General features: G+C 67.8%; 11 protein-coding genes. 5 read left to right on the forward strand and 6 right to left on the reverse strand.

The features are described 5' to 3' along the window. Window position 1 precedes the first annotated feature (1 nt). The 6 genes from G341_RS0116410 to G341_RS0116435 all read right to left on the reverse strand — a co-directional run bounded on the left by G341_RS0116410 (window position 2) and on the right by G341_RS0116435 (window position 9,176). Complete coding sequence (locus G341_RS0116410; RefSeq protein ID WP_018180251.1) at window positions 2-1,171, reverse strand: acyl-CoA dehydrogenase family protein; 1,170 nt, start codon at window positions 1,169-1,171, stop codon at window positions 2-4. After that, on the reverse strand, window positions 1,168-1,461 hold the full coding sequence (locus G341_RS0116415; RefSeq protein ID WP_018180252.1) for an acyl carrier protein: 294 nt from the start codon (window positions 1,459-1,461) through the stop codon (window positions 1,168-1,170). Before G341_RS0116415 ends, G341_RS0116410 begins: the two co-directional genes overlap by 4 nt. Continuing rightward, window positions 1,458-3,017, reverse strand: coding sequence for an AMP-binding protein (locus G341_RS0116420; RefSeq protein WP_018180253.1), 1,560 nt, complete (start codon window positions 3,015-3,017; stop codon window positions 1,458-1,460). Before G341_RS0116420 ends, G341_RS0116415 begins: the two co-directional genes overlap by 4 nt. Then, window positions 3,014-4,699 carry a (2,3-dihydroxybenzoyl)adenylate synthase gene (locus G341_RS0116425; RefSeq protein WP_245557023.1) on the reverse strand — a complete coding sequence of 562 codons (1,686 nt, stop codon included), beginning with the start codon at window positions 4,697-4,699 and terminating at the stop codon, window positions 3,014-3,016. Before G341_RS0116425 ends, G341_RS0116420 begins: the two co-directional genes overlap by 4 nt. 260 nt (window positions 4,700-4,959) lie before the next feature. Further along, window positions 4,960-6,666, reverse strand: a complete 1,707-nt coding sequence (locus tag G341_RS0116430) for an ABC transporter ATP-binding protein (protein ID WP_018180255.1) — start codon at window positions 6,664-6,666, stop codon at window positions 4,960-4,962. Then, entirely contained in the window at window positions 6,663-9,176 is a 2,514-nt protein-coding gene (locus G341_RS0116435; RefSeq protein ID WP_018180256.1) for an ABC transporter ATP-binding protein/permease, read from the reverse strand. The genes G341_RS0116430 and G341_RS0116435 overlap by 4 nt, the downstream gene beginning before the upstream one ends. A gap of 362 nt (window positions 9,177-9,538) precedes the next feature. On the opposite strand from G341_RS0116435, the gene G341_RS0116440 reads away from it, so the two are divergent. The 5 genes from G341_RS0116440 to G341_RS22305 all read left to right on the forward strand — a co-directional run bounded on the left by G341_RS0116440 (window position 9,539) and on the right by G341_RS22305 (window position 18,452). Beyond that, the gene (locus tag G341_RS0116440) at window positions 9,539-10,156 is read left to right on the forward strand and encodes a GNAT family N-acetyltransferase (RefSeq protein ID WP_018180257.1); all 618 of its coding nucleotides are present in this window, start codon (window positions 9,539-9,541) and stop codon (window positions 10,154-10,156) included. Beyond that, the gene (locus G341_RS0116445; RefSeq protein WP_018180258.1) at window positions 10,140-11,972 is read left to right on the forward strand and encodes an IucA/IucC family protein; all 1,833 of its coding nucleotides are present in this window, start codon (window positions 10,140-10,142) and stop codon (window positions 11,970-11,972) included. Before G341_RS0116440 ends, G341_RS0116445 begins: the two co-directional genes overlap by 17 nt. A 67-nt stretch (window positions 11,973-12,039) precedes the next feature. Then, window positions 12,040-13,578, forward strand: a complete 1,539-nt coding sequence (locus G341_RS0116450) for a pyridoxal phosphate-dependent decarboxylase family protein (RefSeq protein ID WP_018180259.1) — start codon at window positions 12,040-12,042, stop codon at window positions 13,576-13,578. Then, complete coding sequence (locus G341_RS0116455; protein WP_018180260.1) at window positions 13,575-14,924, forward strand: lysine N(6)-hydroxylase/L-ornithine N(5)-oxygenase family protein; 1,350 nt, start codon at window positions 13,575-13,577, stop codon at window positions 14,922-14,924. Before G341_RS0116450 ends, G341_RS0116455 begins: the two co-directional genes overlap by 4 nt. A gap of 45 nt (window positions 14,925-14,969) precedes the next feature. Continuing rightward, the gene (locus G341_RS22305; protein ID WP_018180261.1) at window positions 14,970-18,452 is read left to right on the forward strand and encodes a non-ribosomal peptide synthetase; all 3,483 of its coding nucleotides are present in this window, start codon (window positions 14,970-14,972) and stop codon (window positions 18,450-18,452) included. The last annotated feature ends 37 nt before the right edge of the window (window positions 18,453-18,489 follow it).

Genomic DNA, 18,489 nt, shown 5'->3' on the forward strand with positions numbered 1-18,489 from the left:
GTCAGTTCTCCACGGGCAGACCGAGATCGCGGGCGATCGACACCCGCAACAGGTCATTCGTTCCGGCATAGATCGAGGCGGCCACCGCACTCGTCGCATTCACGTGATAGCCCGAGTCCGCGATCACGGCACGGGCACCGAACAGCGGTGCGGCCGTCGTCTCGAACTGCAGCAGATCCTGCGCACACGAGATCTTCACCTGGGCCGCATCGGTCGACATCGCGCTGAGCGGCGTGGCCCCGGCGTCGATTCGTCGGGCCATGTCGTAGACGAGCGTCCGCACCCGGTAGCGAATGGTTGCGAGGTCCGAGACACGGGACGCGACAAGCGGATTGGACCCAAGGCTGCCGCCGAACTGCTGCCGATCGCGCAGCCAGCCGACGACGCGCTCGATCGTCGCGTGCATTCCGCCGAGCGCATAGCTCATCAGCAGCGCACGCTCCCAGGTCGTCGTGCTCGCCAGGAACGCCAGCCCCGATCCCTCGGTGGTCACCAAGTCGGCCTCGGTCGCGCGCACCGCGTCGAAATCGATTGCGCCCATGGGCACCTCGGTCAGGGCGACCTTCTCGAACGGTTCCGAGCGCGTCACGCCGGCCCGATCGGCCGGGATCAGAAATGCACTGAGGGCGAACGGATGACGGGCCTCGTCGGTCCTGGCAAAGGTGAGAATCAGGTCCGCCGCCGGCGCCGCCGTGACATACGCTTTGCGGCCATCGATCTGGAAGTCCGCGCCGTCGACGTCCGCACTCTCCGCGGTTCGCCTCGCCGCCGTACGCATCGACAGCGGATCGGAGCCGCCGGTGTCCTCCGTGAGCGCGTGGCACAGGATGAGCGAACCGTCCGTCAGGCCGTCGACGTAGGGATCCAACGGCTTGCGACTCAGCGTCGACAGCGGCCACTGGATGCCGAACACCTGCGAGGTGAGCGCGTAGCAGAGTCCCGCGGGTACGCCCGCGCGGCCGACGCCCTCGATCACCGCGACCGCGTTCTCGACCGCGCCGCCACCAGTAGCGCCACGGAGCGAATCGGCCATCACCCCGGCGACCGACGGGATCGACAGCAACGTGCGCCAGGCATCCCGGAAGTCCTTGCCGACGATTCCCGGGAGCGCCGGGGCCACTTCCTGCGCGACGGCGGCCGGGACGTCCGCGGCCGGCGCGACGATCGTCATCGAGTCTCGCCCGCGAGGACTGCCGACACGCTGGCATGCAGTGTCTGCGGCGTCCGGAAGTTCCGCGCCACCACCAGGTCCTCGGGCAGCTTGCGGCCCAGATGCCGCTCGAGATCGGCGACGATGTTCACCAGCGTCAGAGAATCGAGCATGCCGGTGAGCAGGATCTCCGTGTCGTTCTCGATCGGCTCGGTGCGCCCGTGCCGGCGGGCGATTGCCTCCGACACCACGGCGCGCACATCATCGACCGACACAGCGGAGCTCTGCTCGAGGTGGTCATGCGTCGTCATAGGGATAACTCCTGATTCGTGAATGTGAGCGCGGCCAGATCCTCGAGTTCGGCTCGATCGATCTTTCCGCGACCGTTCGTGGGAAGTGGTGAGTGCGCGATGATCCGGTCCGGCTGGGCGGCGGCCGGCAGTCGAGACCGCACGGCGCACTCGACCGCGACCAGGACATCGGACGCCGACGGCGCCGCGGGATCGATGTCGACGAACAGCGCGATGCGATTGTCGTCACCGATGGCGACCGCCGCCGCCCCCGGCGCCCGGCCGTGTTCGGATGCGATCGACTCGATGCCGGTCAGATCGATCCGGTAGCCGCGCCGCTTGATCTGACGGTCGGCCCGCCCTAGCAGGATCAGCTCGCCGGCCTCGTTGCGGTAGGCGCGGTCGCCGGTCCGATAGGCCCTGCGCACCTCGCCGTCCGGGAACGACACCTGGACCGCGGGGTCGACGACGCTGCCGTCGACCACGTAGCCGGTCAGCAGGGTGGGCCCGGCGACAACCAGCTCGCCGACATCGGCCGGATTCAGGTCCTCATCGACGATGCAGCCGTGAACGCCCGAGATCGGCATGCCCACGGGTACCGGGCGCCCCGGTGTCCACCCGCGAACGTCGGCTGCGGTGCACACGTTGGTCTCGGTGGGCCCGTACCAGTTGCGCACCTGCGCCGACGGGAAGGCGGCAAGCAGTTCCTGGAGCGCCGGGGCCGGATAGGGCTCGCCCGCATAGGCGATGGCGCGCAGCTCGGCGAGTTCTCGTCGTTCGGCGACGAGTGCGCCGACGATCCCCTTCAGCAGGGTCGGAACCGCATACAAGACGGTGATCTTCTGCGCGTCGAGCCAGTCGACGGTGTCCCGCGGGAACGGCTTGCACCATTCCGGGAAGATCACCGCCGTCGCACCGACCACCGCGGTGGCGAAGATGTCGAACGTACTGAGGTCGAAGGTGAACGCCGCCTGCGCACCGACCCGATCCGTCGCCTGCAGGCCGAGTGACCCCGCCGCCCATCGCGCGAAATGCGCGACCGCACCGCTCGGCAACAGCACGCCCTTGGGCACGCCGGTGCTGCCGGAGGTGAACAGGAGGTACCCGGGATCGGCGAAAGGCGTTGTCCGGGCTTCGGATACGTCCGCGCCGCGAACGAGCGCAAGTCCTTCCCCGACCGCCGTCACGGATTCGCCGTTTGCGGAATCGTCGGCGGCGGCGCCGGCCGGGACGAGCATCTGCACGATGCCCGCCTGTTCGCAGAGCAGGCGCGTGCGCTCCGACGGGTCGCTCGCGTCGAGCGGTGCGACGACCGCACCGGTCGCGATCACGGCATGGATCGCGATGATCGCGGTGGCCGAGCGGGGCAGGTGGACGCCGACCGCGTCGCCGCGCCCGACCCCGGCCGATCGGAGTCGATCCGCGAGATCGGCGACCCGTTCGTGAAGCCGACGGTAGGTGAGGGCGTCGGCCCCGTCCACAATCGCCGGGCGATCGGGATGCGCTGTCGCCGCCGCGTCGAGAATCCGGCTCAGCTCGCTCGAAGACGTGCGGGTCGCGCCGATGTCGTCACTCATGCGTCACCGAGCAATTGCCGTAGGGCGTTCTTGTCCATCTTGCCCAGGGGCGTCAACGGCATCTCGTCGATCACCCGTACGACATCGGGCGCCTTGTAGGCCGCGAGCCCGGCGGTCGACTCCACGAACGTCAGCAGGTCGTCGCGAGTCGGCGGCTGCTGCGCCGTGGTCTCCGGGACGACGAAGGCCACCGAACGCTCGCCGAGCACCGAGTCCGGCTCACCCAACAGGGCGACGGCCCGAATGTCCGGGTGGGTGAGCAGCGCACCCTCGACCTCCGTGGCCGCGATCTTCTCGCCGCCCCGATTGATCTGGTCCTTGATCCGGCCGGACACGATGAGGTGGCCACTGCTCAATCGGCGGACGAGATCTCCGGTGCAGTAGAAGCCGTCGGCGGTGAACGCCCGCTTGTTCTGCTCCTCGCCGTCGAAATATCCGCGCAGGGTGTAGGGCCCGCGCACGGTGAGCTCGCCGACCTCGCCGTCGGGAACCTCGTTTCCGTCAGGGTCGACAACCCGGATCTCGTCGTACGGCGACACCGGCACGCCCTGGGTGGTGGCCAGCAACTCCGGATCGTCGTCGAGGTGGGTGGCGCAGAACAGGCCCTCGGACATGCCGAGAATCTGCTGCAGCGTCGCGTCGAACTCGTCGATGATCCGGCGCGCCTCGTAGTCCGACAGCCGTGCCGAGCCGATCTCGATGATCTTGAGCGAGCTCAAGTCGGCCTCGGCGAATTCGCGCTCGTCCAGCCACATGGGCACCAGCTGAGGGTTGATCGCCGTCATCGTGACGCCCTCCTGCTCGATCAGCTCGAAGCAGATCGCCGGGTCCTGACTCGGTGCCAAGACCACCTTCCCCCCGACGCGCAGGGTCGCCAGGATGCCCGGGCAATTCCACGTGTAGTTGAAGGCGATCGGCAGCACGGCGAGGTACACGCTGTCCGAGTCCAGCCGACTCCGCTCCCCGGCGACGCGCGAGTTGTACGCATAGTCGTCGTGCGTGCGGCCGATCAGCTTCGGCATCCCGGTCGTCCCGCCCGACAGCAGCAGCATCGAGATGTCGGAGGGGCTGATGCCGGGATCGGCCACCTCCGCACCCGGAACGTAGAGCGACGACAGCTGGTGGAACCGCTCGTCGCCGGCGTGGTCGCCGAGATCGCCGGCGATGATCACCGACTCGAGCGCGGGCGCGACGTCGGCGACATGCGCCGCCAGCTCGCGATGGTCGAATCGGTTGAACACATCGGTGGTGACGTAGGCGCGCGCCCCGGTCGCGGTGGCCAGGTATCCGACCTCGGCATGGCGATGGCCGGGCTGGGTGTGCACCGGGATCGCTCCCAGCCGCTGCAGGGCGAACCAGCCGACCACGAAATCGGCGGAGTTCGGCAGCTGGAGCAGAACCGCGTCCCCGGCGACGATCCCGATCGAACGCAGACCGGCCGCAAGCTCGGTCGCGCGCCGCGCGAGGTCGGCGTACGAGAGTCGGAGGTCGCCGTCGACGACCGCCGTCGACGAGCCGTAGGCCTCCGCCCACTCATCGAGCCTGGCGCTGAACGTCTTTCCCTCCCAGAGACCGAGCTCGCGGTACTTCTCCGCGTACTCGGCGGGCCAGTCCTCGATCCGATCCCGGATCGACGCGGCCTGGGTCGGCGCTTCTGCCATCACGGTGTCACCGGGTGTCATCAGTTACCTTTCTGGCGGTTTGGCGGCTGCGCGATACCACGTGCCGGACAGCTCCGGCAGGTGATTGCGAGAATCAGCCTGACAGCTAGTAAGGTTAGCCTAACGTAATTGGGTTGCCAATCTCGGGGTGGGAACCCCGGGCGCATCCCCCAACGGACTTGCACTCAAAGCCGCTGGGAGGCAGCGCTTATCGACTCGACGCCGCGTCGATCACCGAGAACTACGTGCAGGTCGGGTTTGCCGCGGACTCGGGAACCCGGCTAAACCTGCCAGCCTTCCGATTCGCGCCAGCGCGTCCACAGGTCGGCGAAGACGCCACCGCGTTGCAGCAGCTCGTTCACCTTGCCCGAGTCGACGATGTTGCCGCCGTCGAGGACGATGACCTGATCGGCCAGCGACACCAGCGCCGGACGGTGCGTCACGATGACTGCTGTGCGCTCCCCGCGCGTCTCCTGCAAGGCATCCACGACGGCCCGCTCGGTGATCGCGTCGAGTGCCGACGTGGCCTCGTCGACGAGCAGTAGACCGGCCGGCTTCGCCAGCGCACGGGCGAGGCCCACGCGCTGCCGTTCACCTCCCGACAGGGCATTGCTGCCCTCGCCGACCCGGGAATCCCAACCCGATGGCAACGACTCAAGGACCTCCCCGAGCTGCGCTCGGTCGGCGAGCGTCGCGAGCGTGGTCGCATCGTCGGTGCCGATGTTCTCCTTGAGGGTGCCCGGGCGGAGCTGGGTGGTCTGGAAGACCATCGAGGTCCCGGCGAGCCGGTCGGCGGCCGGCGCGGGCGCATCACCCACGAGGACCTGTCCGTCGGTTGGTTCGCGCAGTCCGGCGACCACGTCCAGCAGCGTCGACTTGCCCGAGCCCGACGGACCCACGATCACCGTGATGCCGCCCGCGGGAATGACGATGTCGACGTCGGCCAGGGCGCGGGTGCCATCCGGGTAGGTGAAGCCGACGTCGCGGAGCGCCACCGCCGGAGCGCCGGAGACCGGTCGAGTCGCCGGCTGAGCATTGGCGGCCGCCGTGTTCTCGTCGGCGACCAGTTCGGCCACCTCACGGAAGACCCGAGAACCGTTTGCGACGGCCGGGCCCAGCAGCGAGAGTGAGCCGACGACCTCGACGATCCGCAGCAGGACCACGATCATGGCCGCCGCGGTGACTCCGGAGATCTCGTCGGACAGATATAGAGACGCGGTCGTGATGCCGAACGCCAGCAGCGTGAGCTGCAGCACGACGCTGAACAGCAGCTCGCCCGGAACCGTCCACGCGAGGAGCTTCAGCCCCCGGCTCCGGGACTCGGCGAGCACCTGGTTCACCGTGCTGGTGCCGGCGCCCGACCCGCGCAGCGTCGGCTGCGCCCAGGCGAACTCGAGGACACGGTCGTCGAGTTGGCGGTTCGTGTCGGCGAAAGTCTCCTCCGACTTGGCGACGATGCGCTGCGAGGCGATCAGCGCCAGGAACATGACGATGCCGCCGATCAGGGCGACCAGAGCAAGCTTCCAGGACACGAACAGCAGCAGGAGCGCGATCAACGGCGTCAGCAGAACTGCTCGGATCAAGGGCGAGCCGATGAGCACCACCGACGAGATCGATTCCGGCGCGGACACCGAGACCAGGTCCCGGAGCTTGGAGGCGCGCTCGGAATGCAGCTGTCCCGGGTCGAGACGGCGAATCCCTGCCAGGCCGGCTTCGGTGATGGTGTCGATGATGCGGAAGCCCAGTTTCAGACCGGCGCGGATCGCGAGACGGTCGGCGACCACCACCAGGATCAGCTGCAGCACCAGCAGGCCCACCCAGGGCCAGGCACCGGAGGGACGATCACCGAACAGCGCGTGCAGCACAGGAACCAGCGTGATGACCGATGCGGCCTGAAGGACCGTGGAGAACACCGTCAACGAGACGAAACGGATCCGCTCGCCGCGCCCCTGCGGACCGGTGACGGTCACGAGATCGTTGTAGATCATGCGAGGGCCTCCATCGCCTGGTTTTGCATGCGTGCGTACAGACCGCCCATCGCCATCAGCTCGTCGGCGGTGCCCTGCTCGACGATCCTGCCCTCGTCGAGGACCACGATCTGGTCGGCGTGCGCCACGGTGTGCAGTCGATGCGCGACCACCAGCACCGTCCGGCCCTCCAGGAGCTTCGTCAAACCCTGTCGGACCTCCCATTCGGAGTCCGGGTCGGCGGCCGCAGTGGCCTCATCGAGAATCACCAGGCGCGGATTGCCCAGCAGTGCGCGGGCGATCGCGACCCGCTGGCGCTGACCGCCGGACAGGCTGTCTCGGTCGACGACGGTGTCGTAGCCGCTCGGAAGCGCCTCGATCTCCTTGGCGATGTAGGCGGTGCGCGCGGCGGCGGCGATCTGCTCGCGGGTCGCATCGGGATACCCGAGTGCGATGTTGTCGGCCACCGTGCCATGCACGAGCTGGACGTCCTGCAGGACGACCGCAACGTGACGGCGCAGATCGTCCTCGTCGATGGTGCGCAGGTCGGCGCCGTCGAAAGTGACCGATCCCTTGTCCGGATCCCACAAGCGGGCGGCGAGCGCCGCGACGGTCGACTTGCCGGCGCCGGACGGGCCGACGACGGCGGTGGTGCCGCCGGGCGCAAGGGTGAGGGTGAAGTCGCTCAGCACGTACTGACCGGGCACGTAGCCAAATGAGACGTCGTCGAACTTCAGCGCCGCCGGTCCGGTTCCAGCAGATACCGGTTCGGTACCGACCGCCAGCTGCGACGTACTCAGCAGCAGCTCGAGGCCGGACTTGGCATGCATGCCGTCGCGCAGCCCGCCGGCGGCGAACCCGGCACCGACGAGGCGGTCGCCCAGCGACGTGCCGAGGATCAGGAACGGAAGGATGGCAGCGGCCGACATCCAATCGACGGCGATCAACGCAGTGCCGACGACGGCGATCACGACCATCGACGTCATCGGCCGGTTGAGCTGGATCATGGTCGCCTTGGCGCCGACGGTTTCCAGCTGCCACTGCTTCATGAAGCTCCGAAGCTCCGTCGTCTCCGCGGGGAGGTCGACGGTCGCCCCGTCGCCGAATACCCGGCTCACCGGCTGTCCCGCGATGTACCGCTCCGCGTCGCCCGGCAGGGTGGCGTTCCAGCGCAGCATCCGGGTCATCCGCGGGCGGTCCAGCGCCGCAAGCCGGAAGGTGACCCCGAGGTAGGCGAACACCGGCACCAGCAGGACCAGCGCCAGGGCCCAGTTCACCGTGAACAAGTAGATCAGGATCGCCAGCGGCGTCACGATGGCCGTCGCCAGGTCGGACACCGCGTGGGTGATCAGGTAGTGGAGGCTCCCGATGTCGTCCTGGGCGAGTTTGCGCACCTCGGATTGCCTGCGGCCCTGGAACCAGCCGAGCGGCAGCCTGGTGAACTTCTCCATGACGCGGCGACGCAGGGCGGTGGCGTAGTACTGGTCGTACACATGCAGCCCGGCCATCAGCGCCGAGGTGAGCAGCGCGCCGACCACCAGCACGATGATGCCGGTGACACCGACCCGGACCAGTTCGTCCCGACCTTCGCCGTCGACGAAACGCTTGGCGAGCTCGGTGAAGAGCACCAGCGGCACCACGGCCAGCGCCGCCAGCACCACAGCGATGATCGCGCTCAGGATGAACGCCGGCTTCGCCGCCGACAGAACCGAGAACTCCTTGTTGCGGGCGCGCGAAGCCTTGAGCCTCTCCTTCTGATTTCCGCCGGCCACGGCCGGGATCGCTGCGGCGACAGTCGCGTCCTGCTCGCCCTGCTCGGCGGGTGCGACTTCGACGATGTCCGAGGTCTCTGCCTCCTTGCCCATGGCGCGTCCGCGGATCCAGTACGCCTGCGCGTGCATGGTGCCCTTGTTGTGCCCGTCTTCGAGGGTCAGGCGCGAACGGACCAAGCGGGTGGCGGTGGTCTCCGCCGCAACGTACGACTTCCAGCCCTGGAAGCTCTCGCTGCCGAGGGCGCCGACCAGCGCGCGGCTGTCGTCGGTGCCGGGGACCCACGTCACCTCGAGCAGCGGATGGTCCGGGAACGTGAGGTTCTTGTCGTCGTCGTGGGTGTACTCGAAGAACACGCGGATCGGCACGGTCTTGTCCGCCTCGGCGATGATCGAGACGAAGGCCGGCCATGCGGCGACGTCGCCGACTAGCACGTAACCCGTCGGCTGCGGGTCGTCGAGCTCCCAGCCGTCGCCGCCGAGCCGCTGCACGACGATCTCATCGCCCGCCTCGGCGTTCGTCGCCCAGTACGCCGCCGGACCGGCCGGCTCGTGGAGGAGGAAGCACATCGAGAAGCGGCCGGTTGCCGGATCCGGATCCACCAGCGTGTAAGCGCGCTGATGCAACTTGCTGCCGCCCTGCGGATCCGGGAACCAGGCTCGCACCCACGCCGTCGGCTTTTCTCCGTTGTCGTACAGCAGCGTGTCACTGACGAAGTCGACCTTGATCACCGACGAGGTAACCCGCTCGACCGCGGTCACCGCGACAACGTGGTCCCTGGCTCCGATAACCCGCAGAACCGCGCCTTGAAAGCCCCTACCCATACGTCCGATCCTCCGATAGTTAGCTGAGCCTCAGCTTACTTCACGTCAGCATTCACGTTCCGCCTGCACAGCGGTCCAGACTTCGACGTTTCCACACGCCAGGTGTCCGGCTATCGGGATCACGCCACAGCCGGAGTCCTTGGCCCGCGACCCGCCGACCGTATAGGGTCCAATGCCTGTTAGGCTAACCTAATTCAGTAAGCCTTACCTAAGTTGTCAACCTGATGTGTGCGTGCGCGTGCGGCTCCCGACACTCGAAGCAAACGCGCAGCGCAATCCCGAAAAACGAAGTGGGAGCAATGAGTTCACCTCCGCTGTCGAACGAGCGCCTCGAGTCCATCCGCATCGACCCGGACCGTGATGCGTCGACTGTGCATCGCTGGCTCACTCATCCCAAGGCCAAGTACTGGGACATGCTGGAGAGCTCGCAGGCACAGGTGCATGACTTCCTCGCCGACAACATCCGCGAAGCCGGCGACTCCGACCACGGCCTCCGGATCGGCTATTGCGACTCTCGTCCGGAGTTCATGTTCGAGCTGTATGACCCGCTCACCAGCGATCTGGCCGCGCCCGACACCGGCTACCGCCATGCCGACGGTGACATCGGGATGCATCTGCTGGTCGCCCCGAGCGATCACGGCATCCCGGGATTCACGGGCCGCGTGATGCTGCACATCATGCGGACGGCGTTCTTCGAAGTCGGCGCGGCCCGGGTGGTCGTCGAACCGGACGTGCGCAACGTCGCCGTGCATCGGCTGAATGCCGCAGTCGGTTTCCGCGTCGCCGGCGACTATCCGGTCGCGGACAAGACCGCGCGGCTGAGCTATTGCACGCGTGCAGATTTCGTCCGCGTCACCGACAACGGACGGATACCGGCGCTCACCGCGCCCGCAGCCGGCGATGCTCATGTCCGCTGAGAACACGGCCGTGGAGAACCCCACTCCGGCCCACGCCGACGTTCCCGCCGCCCTGCGCCGGTCGTACCGCGATGTCTACGACCGACGAATCGCGAGGAAGATCCTCACGGAGTTCTGTCACGAACGGGTGATCAGTCCCCTGCAGGTCGCCCCGGGCGAATATTCGGTGCTCTCCGACGACCGGCGCACCGAGTACACGTTCCGCGCCGAAATCCTCTCGCTCGAGAGCTGGGCCATCGATGAGGCATCGATCCGCCGCGTGTGCGACGGCCGGGAGCTGACGGTGCGGTCGATCGACCTCATCGTCGATCTGCGCGGGACCCTCGGGATCGGCGACGACACGCTGCCGGAGTATCTCGAGGAGTTCATCAACACCCTCGCCAACAGCGCGGACCGCCCCGATGCACGACGGATCGCGGCGGCCGATCTCGCGGCCGCCGACTTCCAGACCATCGAGCAGTCGATGACGGAGGGGCATCCCTGCCTCATCGCCAACGCCGGCCGACTCGGGTTCAGTGCCGACGATATCTCCGACTACGCGCCCGAATCCGGCGGCCGATTCCCCCTGACCTGGGTGGCTGCCTGGCGAGCGGACTGCGACTTCGCCGCCATGTCCGACGTCACCGAAGAGGCGCTGCTGCGCGACGAACTCGGCGCGGAAACGCTCGATGCGTTCGCCGGCCTGCTCGCCGGCCAGGGCCTCGACCCCGCCGACTACTGCTATCTGCCGGTGCACCCGTGGCAGTGGAACGAGAAGATCGCCAAGATCTACGCCCCGGACATCGCCGAACATCGACTCGTGTACCTCGGCCAGTCCCCCGATCTGTATCAACCGCAGCAGTCGATCCGCAGCCTGTTCAACGTGACCGATCCGACTCGGCACTACGTGAAAACGGCGCTGTCCATCGTCAACATGGGCTTCACCCGGGGGATGTCGGCGGACTACATGCGCACCACCCCGCTGATCAACGATTGGGTTCGCCGCCGGGTGGACGGCGACGAGTACCTGCGATCGATGGGGTTCGAGATCCTGTTCGAGGTCGCGGCGATCGGCTATCGCAATCCGGTCTACAACTCCATCACTGCGCCCGGCTCCGAATACCGCAAACTACTCTCGGCCCTGTGGCGCCAGAGCCCGGTGCCACGGATCGCACCTCACGAGCAGCTGACGACGATGGCCGCGCTGCTGCATATCGATCACCTCGGCACGCCGCTGATCGAAGCCTTCATCGAGCGGTCCGGACTCGCGCCCGCCGAGTGGATGCGGCGCTACCTGCGGACCTACCTGCACCCCATCACCTACCTTCTCTACCACCACGAGATGAAGTTCTCCCCCCATGGCGAGAACCTGATCCTGGTGCTGGACAATGGAATTCCGGTGCGCGCCATCCTCAAGGACATCGGCGAAGAGGTGTGCATCTTCAACGATCCCGACGATCTCCCGCAGTCGTGCCGTCGGGCGCTCACCACCGAGCCCGACACGATCCGCAACCTCGGCGTGCTGTCCGATGTCTTCGACGACTTCCTGCGGCCGCTCGCGGCGATCATGCACCTGCACGGTCTGCTCGATGACACCGAATTCTGGTCGGTGGTCAGCGAAAGCATCGAAGAATTCTTTGCGGCACAACCAGATCTGGCACCGCGACTGCAGCAGTGGGACTTGTTCGCACCGACATTCGCGGCGGTCCATATGAACGGCCTGCAGCTGGGCAACAACCGGCGGATGGTCAACGTCGGCGATTCCTATGCCTCGATCCTGGACGCCGGCCACGAGCTGCAGAACCCGATCGCCCGCACCGGACCGGCCGCCTCATGACGCCACCCGCAGTACTCGCTATCCGGTGTGACCACCATATGTCCCCGCAATCGCAACGGAGATTCCTGTGACTCATGACGACGACGCGTCCCGCGACGACTTCGAACCCGCACCCACGCAGGCGCGCCTGGCGGTTCCCGGGCAGGGCTGGTCCGACGTCGGCGAGGGGATGACTCGCCTGGCCACCGCGGTCGCGAGCCGCCATCACGGTGCGCCACTGCCCTATGGCAGCCCGCGCGACATGCTCGCAGCTGTCGCCGATTCGCTGGGGCCGCAGCGTATCCCGGACGAGGGCGTCGGCGAACACGATGCGCTGGTGCACGTCGCCGGGCTCATCGCGACCTACGGACTGGACCTGACCCACCGGCTCACCGCGGCGCATCTGCAGCCGCCGCCGCTGACGGTGTCGGTGATCGCCGATGCCGTGGCCAGCGCGACGAACGCCTCGCTCGACACCTACGACTCCGGACCCGCCACGCTGGCCATCGAGAAATGGACCATCGCGGCGCTGGCGCGCATGGCCGGCCTGCCGTCCACCGCGGGCGGAGTGTTCGGACCCGGCGGCTCGTTCTCCAATCTGCTCGCGCTGCTGATCGCGCGCGATCACGCAGCGGCACAACGACGTATCAACACCCGCTACCACGGCGTGCGCGATCTACGGCAGCCGGTGGTCTTCTGTTCACGCGTGGCGCATTTCTCCATCAACCGCGCCTGCGCCACCCTCGGGCTCGGCGAGACCGCGGTGATCCCGATCGAGGTCGACGAACACCATCGCATGATCCCGGCCGCGCTCGGCCGAGCCCTCGCCGCCACCGGCGGTACCCCGGTCGCCATCATCGCGACCGCCGGCACCACCGACTTCGGCACCGTCGACCCGTTGCAGGACATCGCGGATATCGCTGAGCGCCACAATGTCTGGCTGCATGTGGACGCCGCCTACGGATTCGGATCGCTGTTCTCCGACCGACTGCAGGGCCTGGTGGCCGGCATCGACCGGGCCGACTCGATCACCCTCGACCTGCACAAGATCGGCTGGCAGCCGGCCGCCGCGAGCGTGCTGCTGCTGCGCGACGAGAACCGATTCTCGTCACTCGGCCGCAACGTCGCCTACCTCAATCCGGAGGACGACGAGGAAGCGGGATACGGCGGTCTGCTCGGCCAGACGCTGCAGACGACACGGCGACCGGACGTGCTGAAGGTGTTGGCGACCTTCCTCGCCTACGGGCGGCGCGGCCTCGGCGACATGCTCGATCGATGCCACGACGCCGCGCTGTACGCAGAGCAGCGGATCGCGAAGGAGCTGCAGCTGGAGCTGGTGGCGCCGGTGACCCTCACTACGGTCGTGTTCCGGTACCGATGCGCCGACATGGACACCGTCAACGCGGAGGTACGCCGACGACTGATCAGCTCCGGCACGGCATTGATCGGCCGCACCCGAGTCCAACTCGCCGGCGACGACTGGCCGCGAACCTGTCTCAAGCTGACGCTGCTCAACCCCCTTGCCACGGAAGCCGACATCGATGAGCTGTTCGACGAATTGCTGCGCGCCGCATTGGAAGTGGAGTCCGAGAACGCCGAGAACGAAAGCAAGCAGGTGAATCCATGAGTGAGCCCATCTCGGTAGACGTCCTCGCGATCGGATGCGGTCCATTCAATCTCGGTCTGGCGGCGATGGCATCGACGGTCGATGACCTCGACGTCCTCGTCGTGGATTCCGTCCCGGAGTTTCGCTGGCATCCCGGGCTCATGTTCGAGGAGGCCACGCTGCAGGTCAGCTTCCTCTCGGACCTCGTCACGCTCGTCGATCCGACCCATCCGCTGTCCTTCCTCGCATACATCGCCGATGTGGACCGCATGTACCCGTTCCTCGTGCGCGAGCAGTTCTTTCCAACCCGCCGCGAGTACGAGGACTACCTGCTGTGGGTCGTCGGCCGGCTGTCGTCGCTGCGTTTCGGCACCACGGTCGACGAAGTCCACTGGGACTCGCACGCACAGCGGTTCGAGGTCACCGCGACCACTCCGGACGGCTCGCTGACCATCCACGCCGGACACGTGGTGGTCGGTGTGGGAACCGAGCCGTCGATACCGACTGCGCTGCAGTCGAGTTCGCATGCCGTGGTGCACAGCTCGGACTACCTCTACCACCAGGAGGCGGCCCACGCCGCCGATGCGGTGACCGTGATCGGGTCCGGCCAGTCGGGCGCCGAGATCGTCATCGATCTGTTGGAGGCCAATCTGCAGGGTGGGCCGCAGGTCCAATGGTGGACGCGCACACCGTGGTTCGCGCCACTGGACTTCACCAAGCTGTCCCTGGAGATGACGACGCCGGCATACATGGACTACTTCCACGGCCTGCCGGAAGCCACCCGTGATCGAGTGCGTGACGGCCACTGGCAGTTCCACAAGGGCATCTCCAGCGACACGCTCGACCGCCTGCACGACCTGCTCTACCGGCGACAGCTGATCGACGGCCTGTCACCGGTCGTGCTGCGCAACGGCGTCGCCGTCGACGAACTCGACACGCTGCCCGACGGTCGCATCCAGGTGCGCGGCCGGCATCTCGACACCGACGCGACGATCGCGCACACCACCGACCTCGTCATCGCCGCCACCGGTTACCGGGAACGCGAGCAGAAGTTCCTCGGACCGATCGACGACCGCCTCCGTCGCGATTCCCGCGGCCGGCTGGTCATCGAGGCGAATCATTCCGTTGCCACCACCGGTGACGCCGCCACCGATGACGCACGGGCGACAAGCGATTCGTTGGCCAACAGGCTGTTCGTCGCGAATGCGGAGACCCACGCCTACGGCGTGTCCGCGCCCAATCTCGATATCGGCGCCGTCCGCAACGCGCGCATCCTCAACACCGTCGCCGGGCGCGAGGTCTACCGACTGCCCAGCCATACGGCGTTCACGAGTTTCGGCGTCACCGACGCCGACGTCATCCGATAGCCCACCAGCACCACATCAACATCATCATTTGTTTCAAGGAGCGACGTGATTTCTAAAGACCAGATCCGTGACGATGTCGCATCGTTGCTGGACGTCCCGGCCCACACCATCGACTACACCGACGACCTGGTTCGCCACGGCGTCCACTCGCTGCTGGTCATCAAGCTGACCAGCATGTGGCGGCGCCAAGGACATCGCGTGCGCAGCTCGCAGCTCAGCGAGGAGCCCACCATCGAGGCGTGGGCCCGGTTGCTCGGCGGCTCCAGCGCACCGCAGGCGGCACCAGAGCCTGCCGCCGCACCGGCACCCGAGGCCGCGGAAACCACTGGCACGGAAGAGGAATTCGGCCTCGCCACCATGCAGCACGCGTACTGGGTCGGCCGTCAGGACGGTCAGGCGCTCGGCGGCGTCGCGGCACACCTGTTCGCCGAATTCGACGGCGCCGGGGTGGACGCCGACCGCCTCGAGCGGGCGGTCAACCAGGTCGTGGCCCGACACGACATGCTGCGCGCCGCCTTCGACGACACCGGTCGCCAGCGCATCCTTCCGCAGCCGCCGCGGCCCGTGTTCAGTGTCGTGGATCTGCGTGAGGCCACGGGGGACCTCGACATCGAGCTGGAGCGCACCCGGGACCGGATGAGCCATCAGCTGCTCGACACGGCGTCGGGCAGCGTCGTCGAGTTCGTGCTGACCCTGCTGCCGGACGGCCGCCACCGGCTGCACCTGGACGTCGACATGCTGGCCGCAGACGCCATGAGCTACCGCAAGGTCCTGGACGATCTTGCGACCGCCTACGAGACCGACGCACCGCTGCAGGCCATCGGATACACCTTCCGGGAGTACCTCGCGGAAAAGGGCGACCACGTCTCGCCGGAGGAGTACGCGACCGCCAAGCAGTGGTGGGAGGCCAAGGAGCCGACGCTGCCGGATACCCCGACGCTGCCCTCCATCCCCGAGGACCGGCGGGCCGAACCCGACCGGAGCGTGCGGTACCACCATCAGCTGGGGCCGGCGGAGAAGGATCGGCTGTACGCGATCGCCTACGACAACGGCATCACCCCCGCCGTCACCTTCGCCGCGGTGTTCTCGGAGGTCATCGCGCGCTGGTCGACGCATCAGCGTTTCCTGCTGAACGTGCCACTGTTCAACCGCGAGCCGGTGCACACGAACATCGACGAGGTGGTCGGCGACTTCACCAACTCGGTCCTGATCGACGCGGACGCCACGCACACCGAGTCGATGATCGAACGCGGCCGCCGCCTGCAGAAGGAACTGCATGACTGCGCCGGTCACGCCGCCTACGAAGGCCTGGACGTGCTCCGCGACCTGGGTCGGATTCGCGGCTCGGCCGTGACCCCGTCGCTCGTCTTCACCTCCGGCCTCGGGTTCGGCGAACTGTTCTCCGACCGCGTGCGCGGACTGTTCGGCGAACCGGTCTGGATTCTGTCGCAGGGCCCCCAGGTCGATCTCGACGCCCAGGTGGTGGAGCTCGACGGCGGCCTGCTGGTGAACTGGGACGTGCGGCGCGATGCGCTGCCGGGCGGCGTGATGGACGCGATGTTCACCGAGTTCCGGTCGCTTCTCGACGGCCTCGTCCGGCCGGACGCGGATTGGAACGCAGCGCTCTCGATCGAGCTTCCGCCCGCCCAGCGCACGGTGCGCGATCGCGTCACGTCGACCACCTCGTCGAACATCGTTCCCCGCAGCCTGCATGCCGCGTTCTTCACCCGCGCCGAGCAGGAGCCCGAGCGCACCGCACTCGTCACCGCCGACGGTCAGGAGCTGAGCTACGCGACCGTGGCCGAGCAGGCGCGCTCGCTGGCCGGTGCACTCGCCGCGGCCGGGGTCGGTCGCGGTGACACCGTCGCGGTGATCATGCCCAAGGGCCATCAGCAGGTGATCGCGGTCCTCGGCGTCCTCGCCGGCGGAGCCGCCTACCTGCCCATCGGGACCGATCAGCCGGCATCCCGCCGCGATGCGATCCTGGCCCGCGGCCAGGTGCGCGCCGTGATCGCGCCGCAGTCCGACGGCCTGCCCGACTCGGTCGTGCCGGTGATCTACGACGACGCGGTGGCCGGACCGGCCATCGGACAGGTCGTCGTTCCCGACCCCGACGAGCTGGCCTACGTGCTGTTCACGTCCGGATCGACCGGCGAGCCGAAGGGCGTCGAGGTCAGCCACCGCGCGGCGGCCAACACCGTCGACGCGATCGCCGAGGAGTTTGCGCTGATCGCCGACGATCGCACGATCGGTCTCTCGGCCCTCGAGTTCGACCTGTCGGTGTTCGACATGTTCAGCCCGCTCTCGCTCGGCGGTGCGCTGGTCTGCATCAACGCCGACCAGACGCGTGACGCCCAGGCCTGGGCCGCGCAGATCGCCGCCCACCGGGTATCGGTGCTCAATGCCGCGCCCGGCCTGATCGGCATGCTCCTCGACACCGCCACCACCGAGCAGCTGCAGAGCCTGCGCACCGTGGTGACCGGTGGTGACCGGGTCAATCCGGAACTCGGCCGACGCGCCCGAAAGGCCGTGTCCGGGCTACGTTTTGCCGGCCTGGGTGGCACCACCGAGACCGCGATCCATTCCACGATCTACGAGGTCACGGATGACTTCCCGGCCGATTGGGCGACCGTCCCGTACGGTCGGCCGATGGCCGGTGTCCATTGCCGGGTCGTCAACGACCGCGGCGAGGACACCCCGGACTGGGTGATCGGCGAGCTGTGGATCGGCGGTACGAGCGTCGCCGACGGCTATCGGGGCGACCCCGAACGCACCCAGGATCGGTTCGTGACCGTGGACTCGGTCCGCTGGTACCGGACCGGCGACCTGGCCCGGTATCTGCCGGACGGAACGATCGAGTTCATCGGGCGCGCCGACCATCAGGTGAAGATCCGCGGATACCGTGTCGAGCTGGGCGAGATCGAGGCCGCGGCCCGATCACTGGCCGACGTCCGGGAGGCCGTCGCCGCAGTCGTGGCCGACCGCCTGGTCCTCGCTGTCGTGAGCGCCGACGGCGCCTCGATCCAGGCCGACGAGGTCTCGGCCACGCTCGGGAATCTGGTGCCGGACTACATGATTCCCGAGGTCGTCCACGTGATCGACGAGATCCCGTTGACCAGCAACGGAAAGGTCGACCGCGCCGCGGTGCTCGCGGAGCTCCAGCGTGCCGTCGCCGGCACGACACCGCACGAGTACGTCGCTCCCGAGACCGCCGTCGAGGCGGCGGTGGCGTACATCGCCGAGCAGGTGCTGGGTGTGGAGCGGCTCGGTGTCACGACCGACTTCTTCGACGCCGGCGCCAACTCGATCCTCGCCACGACTTTCGTCGCCAACGTTCGTGGCCTGCTGGCCGTCGAGGGCGTCGGAATCACCGCGGTGTTCAAGGCGCGGACCGTTCGCGGGTTCGCGGCTCTGCTCGCCGAACGCGAGCAGGTGCCGGGGCAGCTCACGCAGGTCGCCACGATCCTGCTCGAGGTGGCCGGCGTGCCCGCGCCCGCATCCGAATTGGCCGGCGCCGCGGCACAATAGCCGCGACGACGACCTCACCACGCACACGGAAAAGAAA

Origin of the sequence: Jongsikchunia kroppenstedtii DSM 45133 (assembly GCF_000380485.1) — a bacterium.
Taxonomy (GTDB): Bacteria; Actinomycetota; Actinomycetes; order Mycobacteriales; family Mycobacteriaceae; genus Jongsikchunia; species Jongsikchunia kroppenstedtii.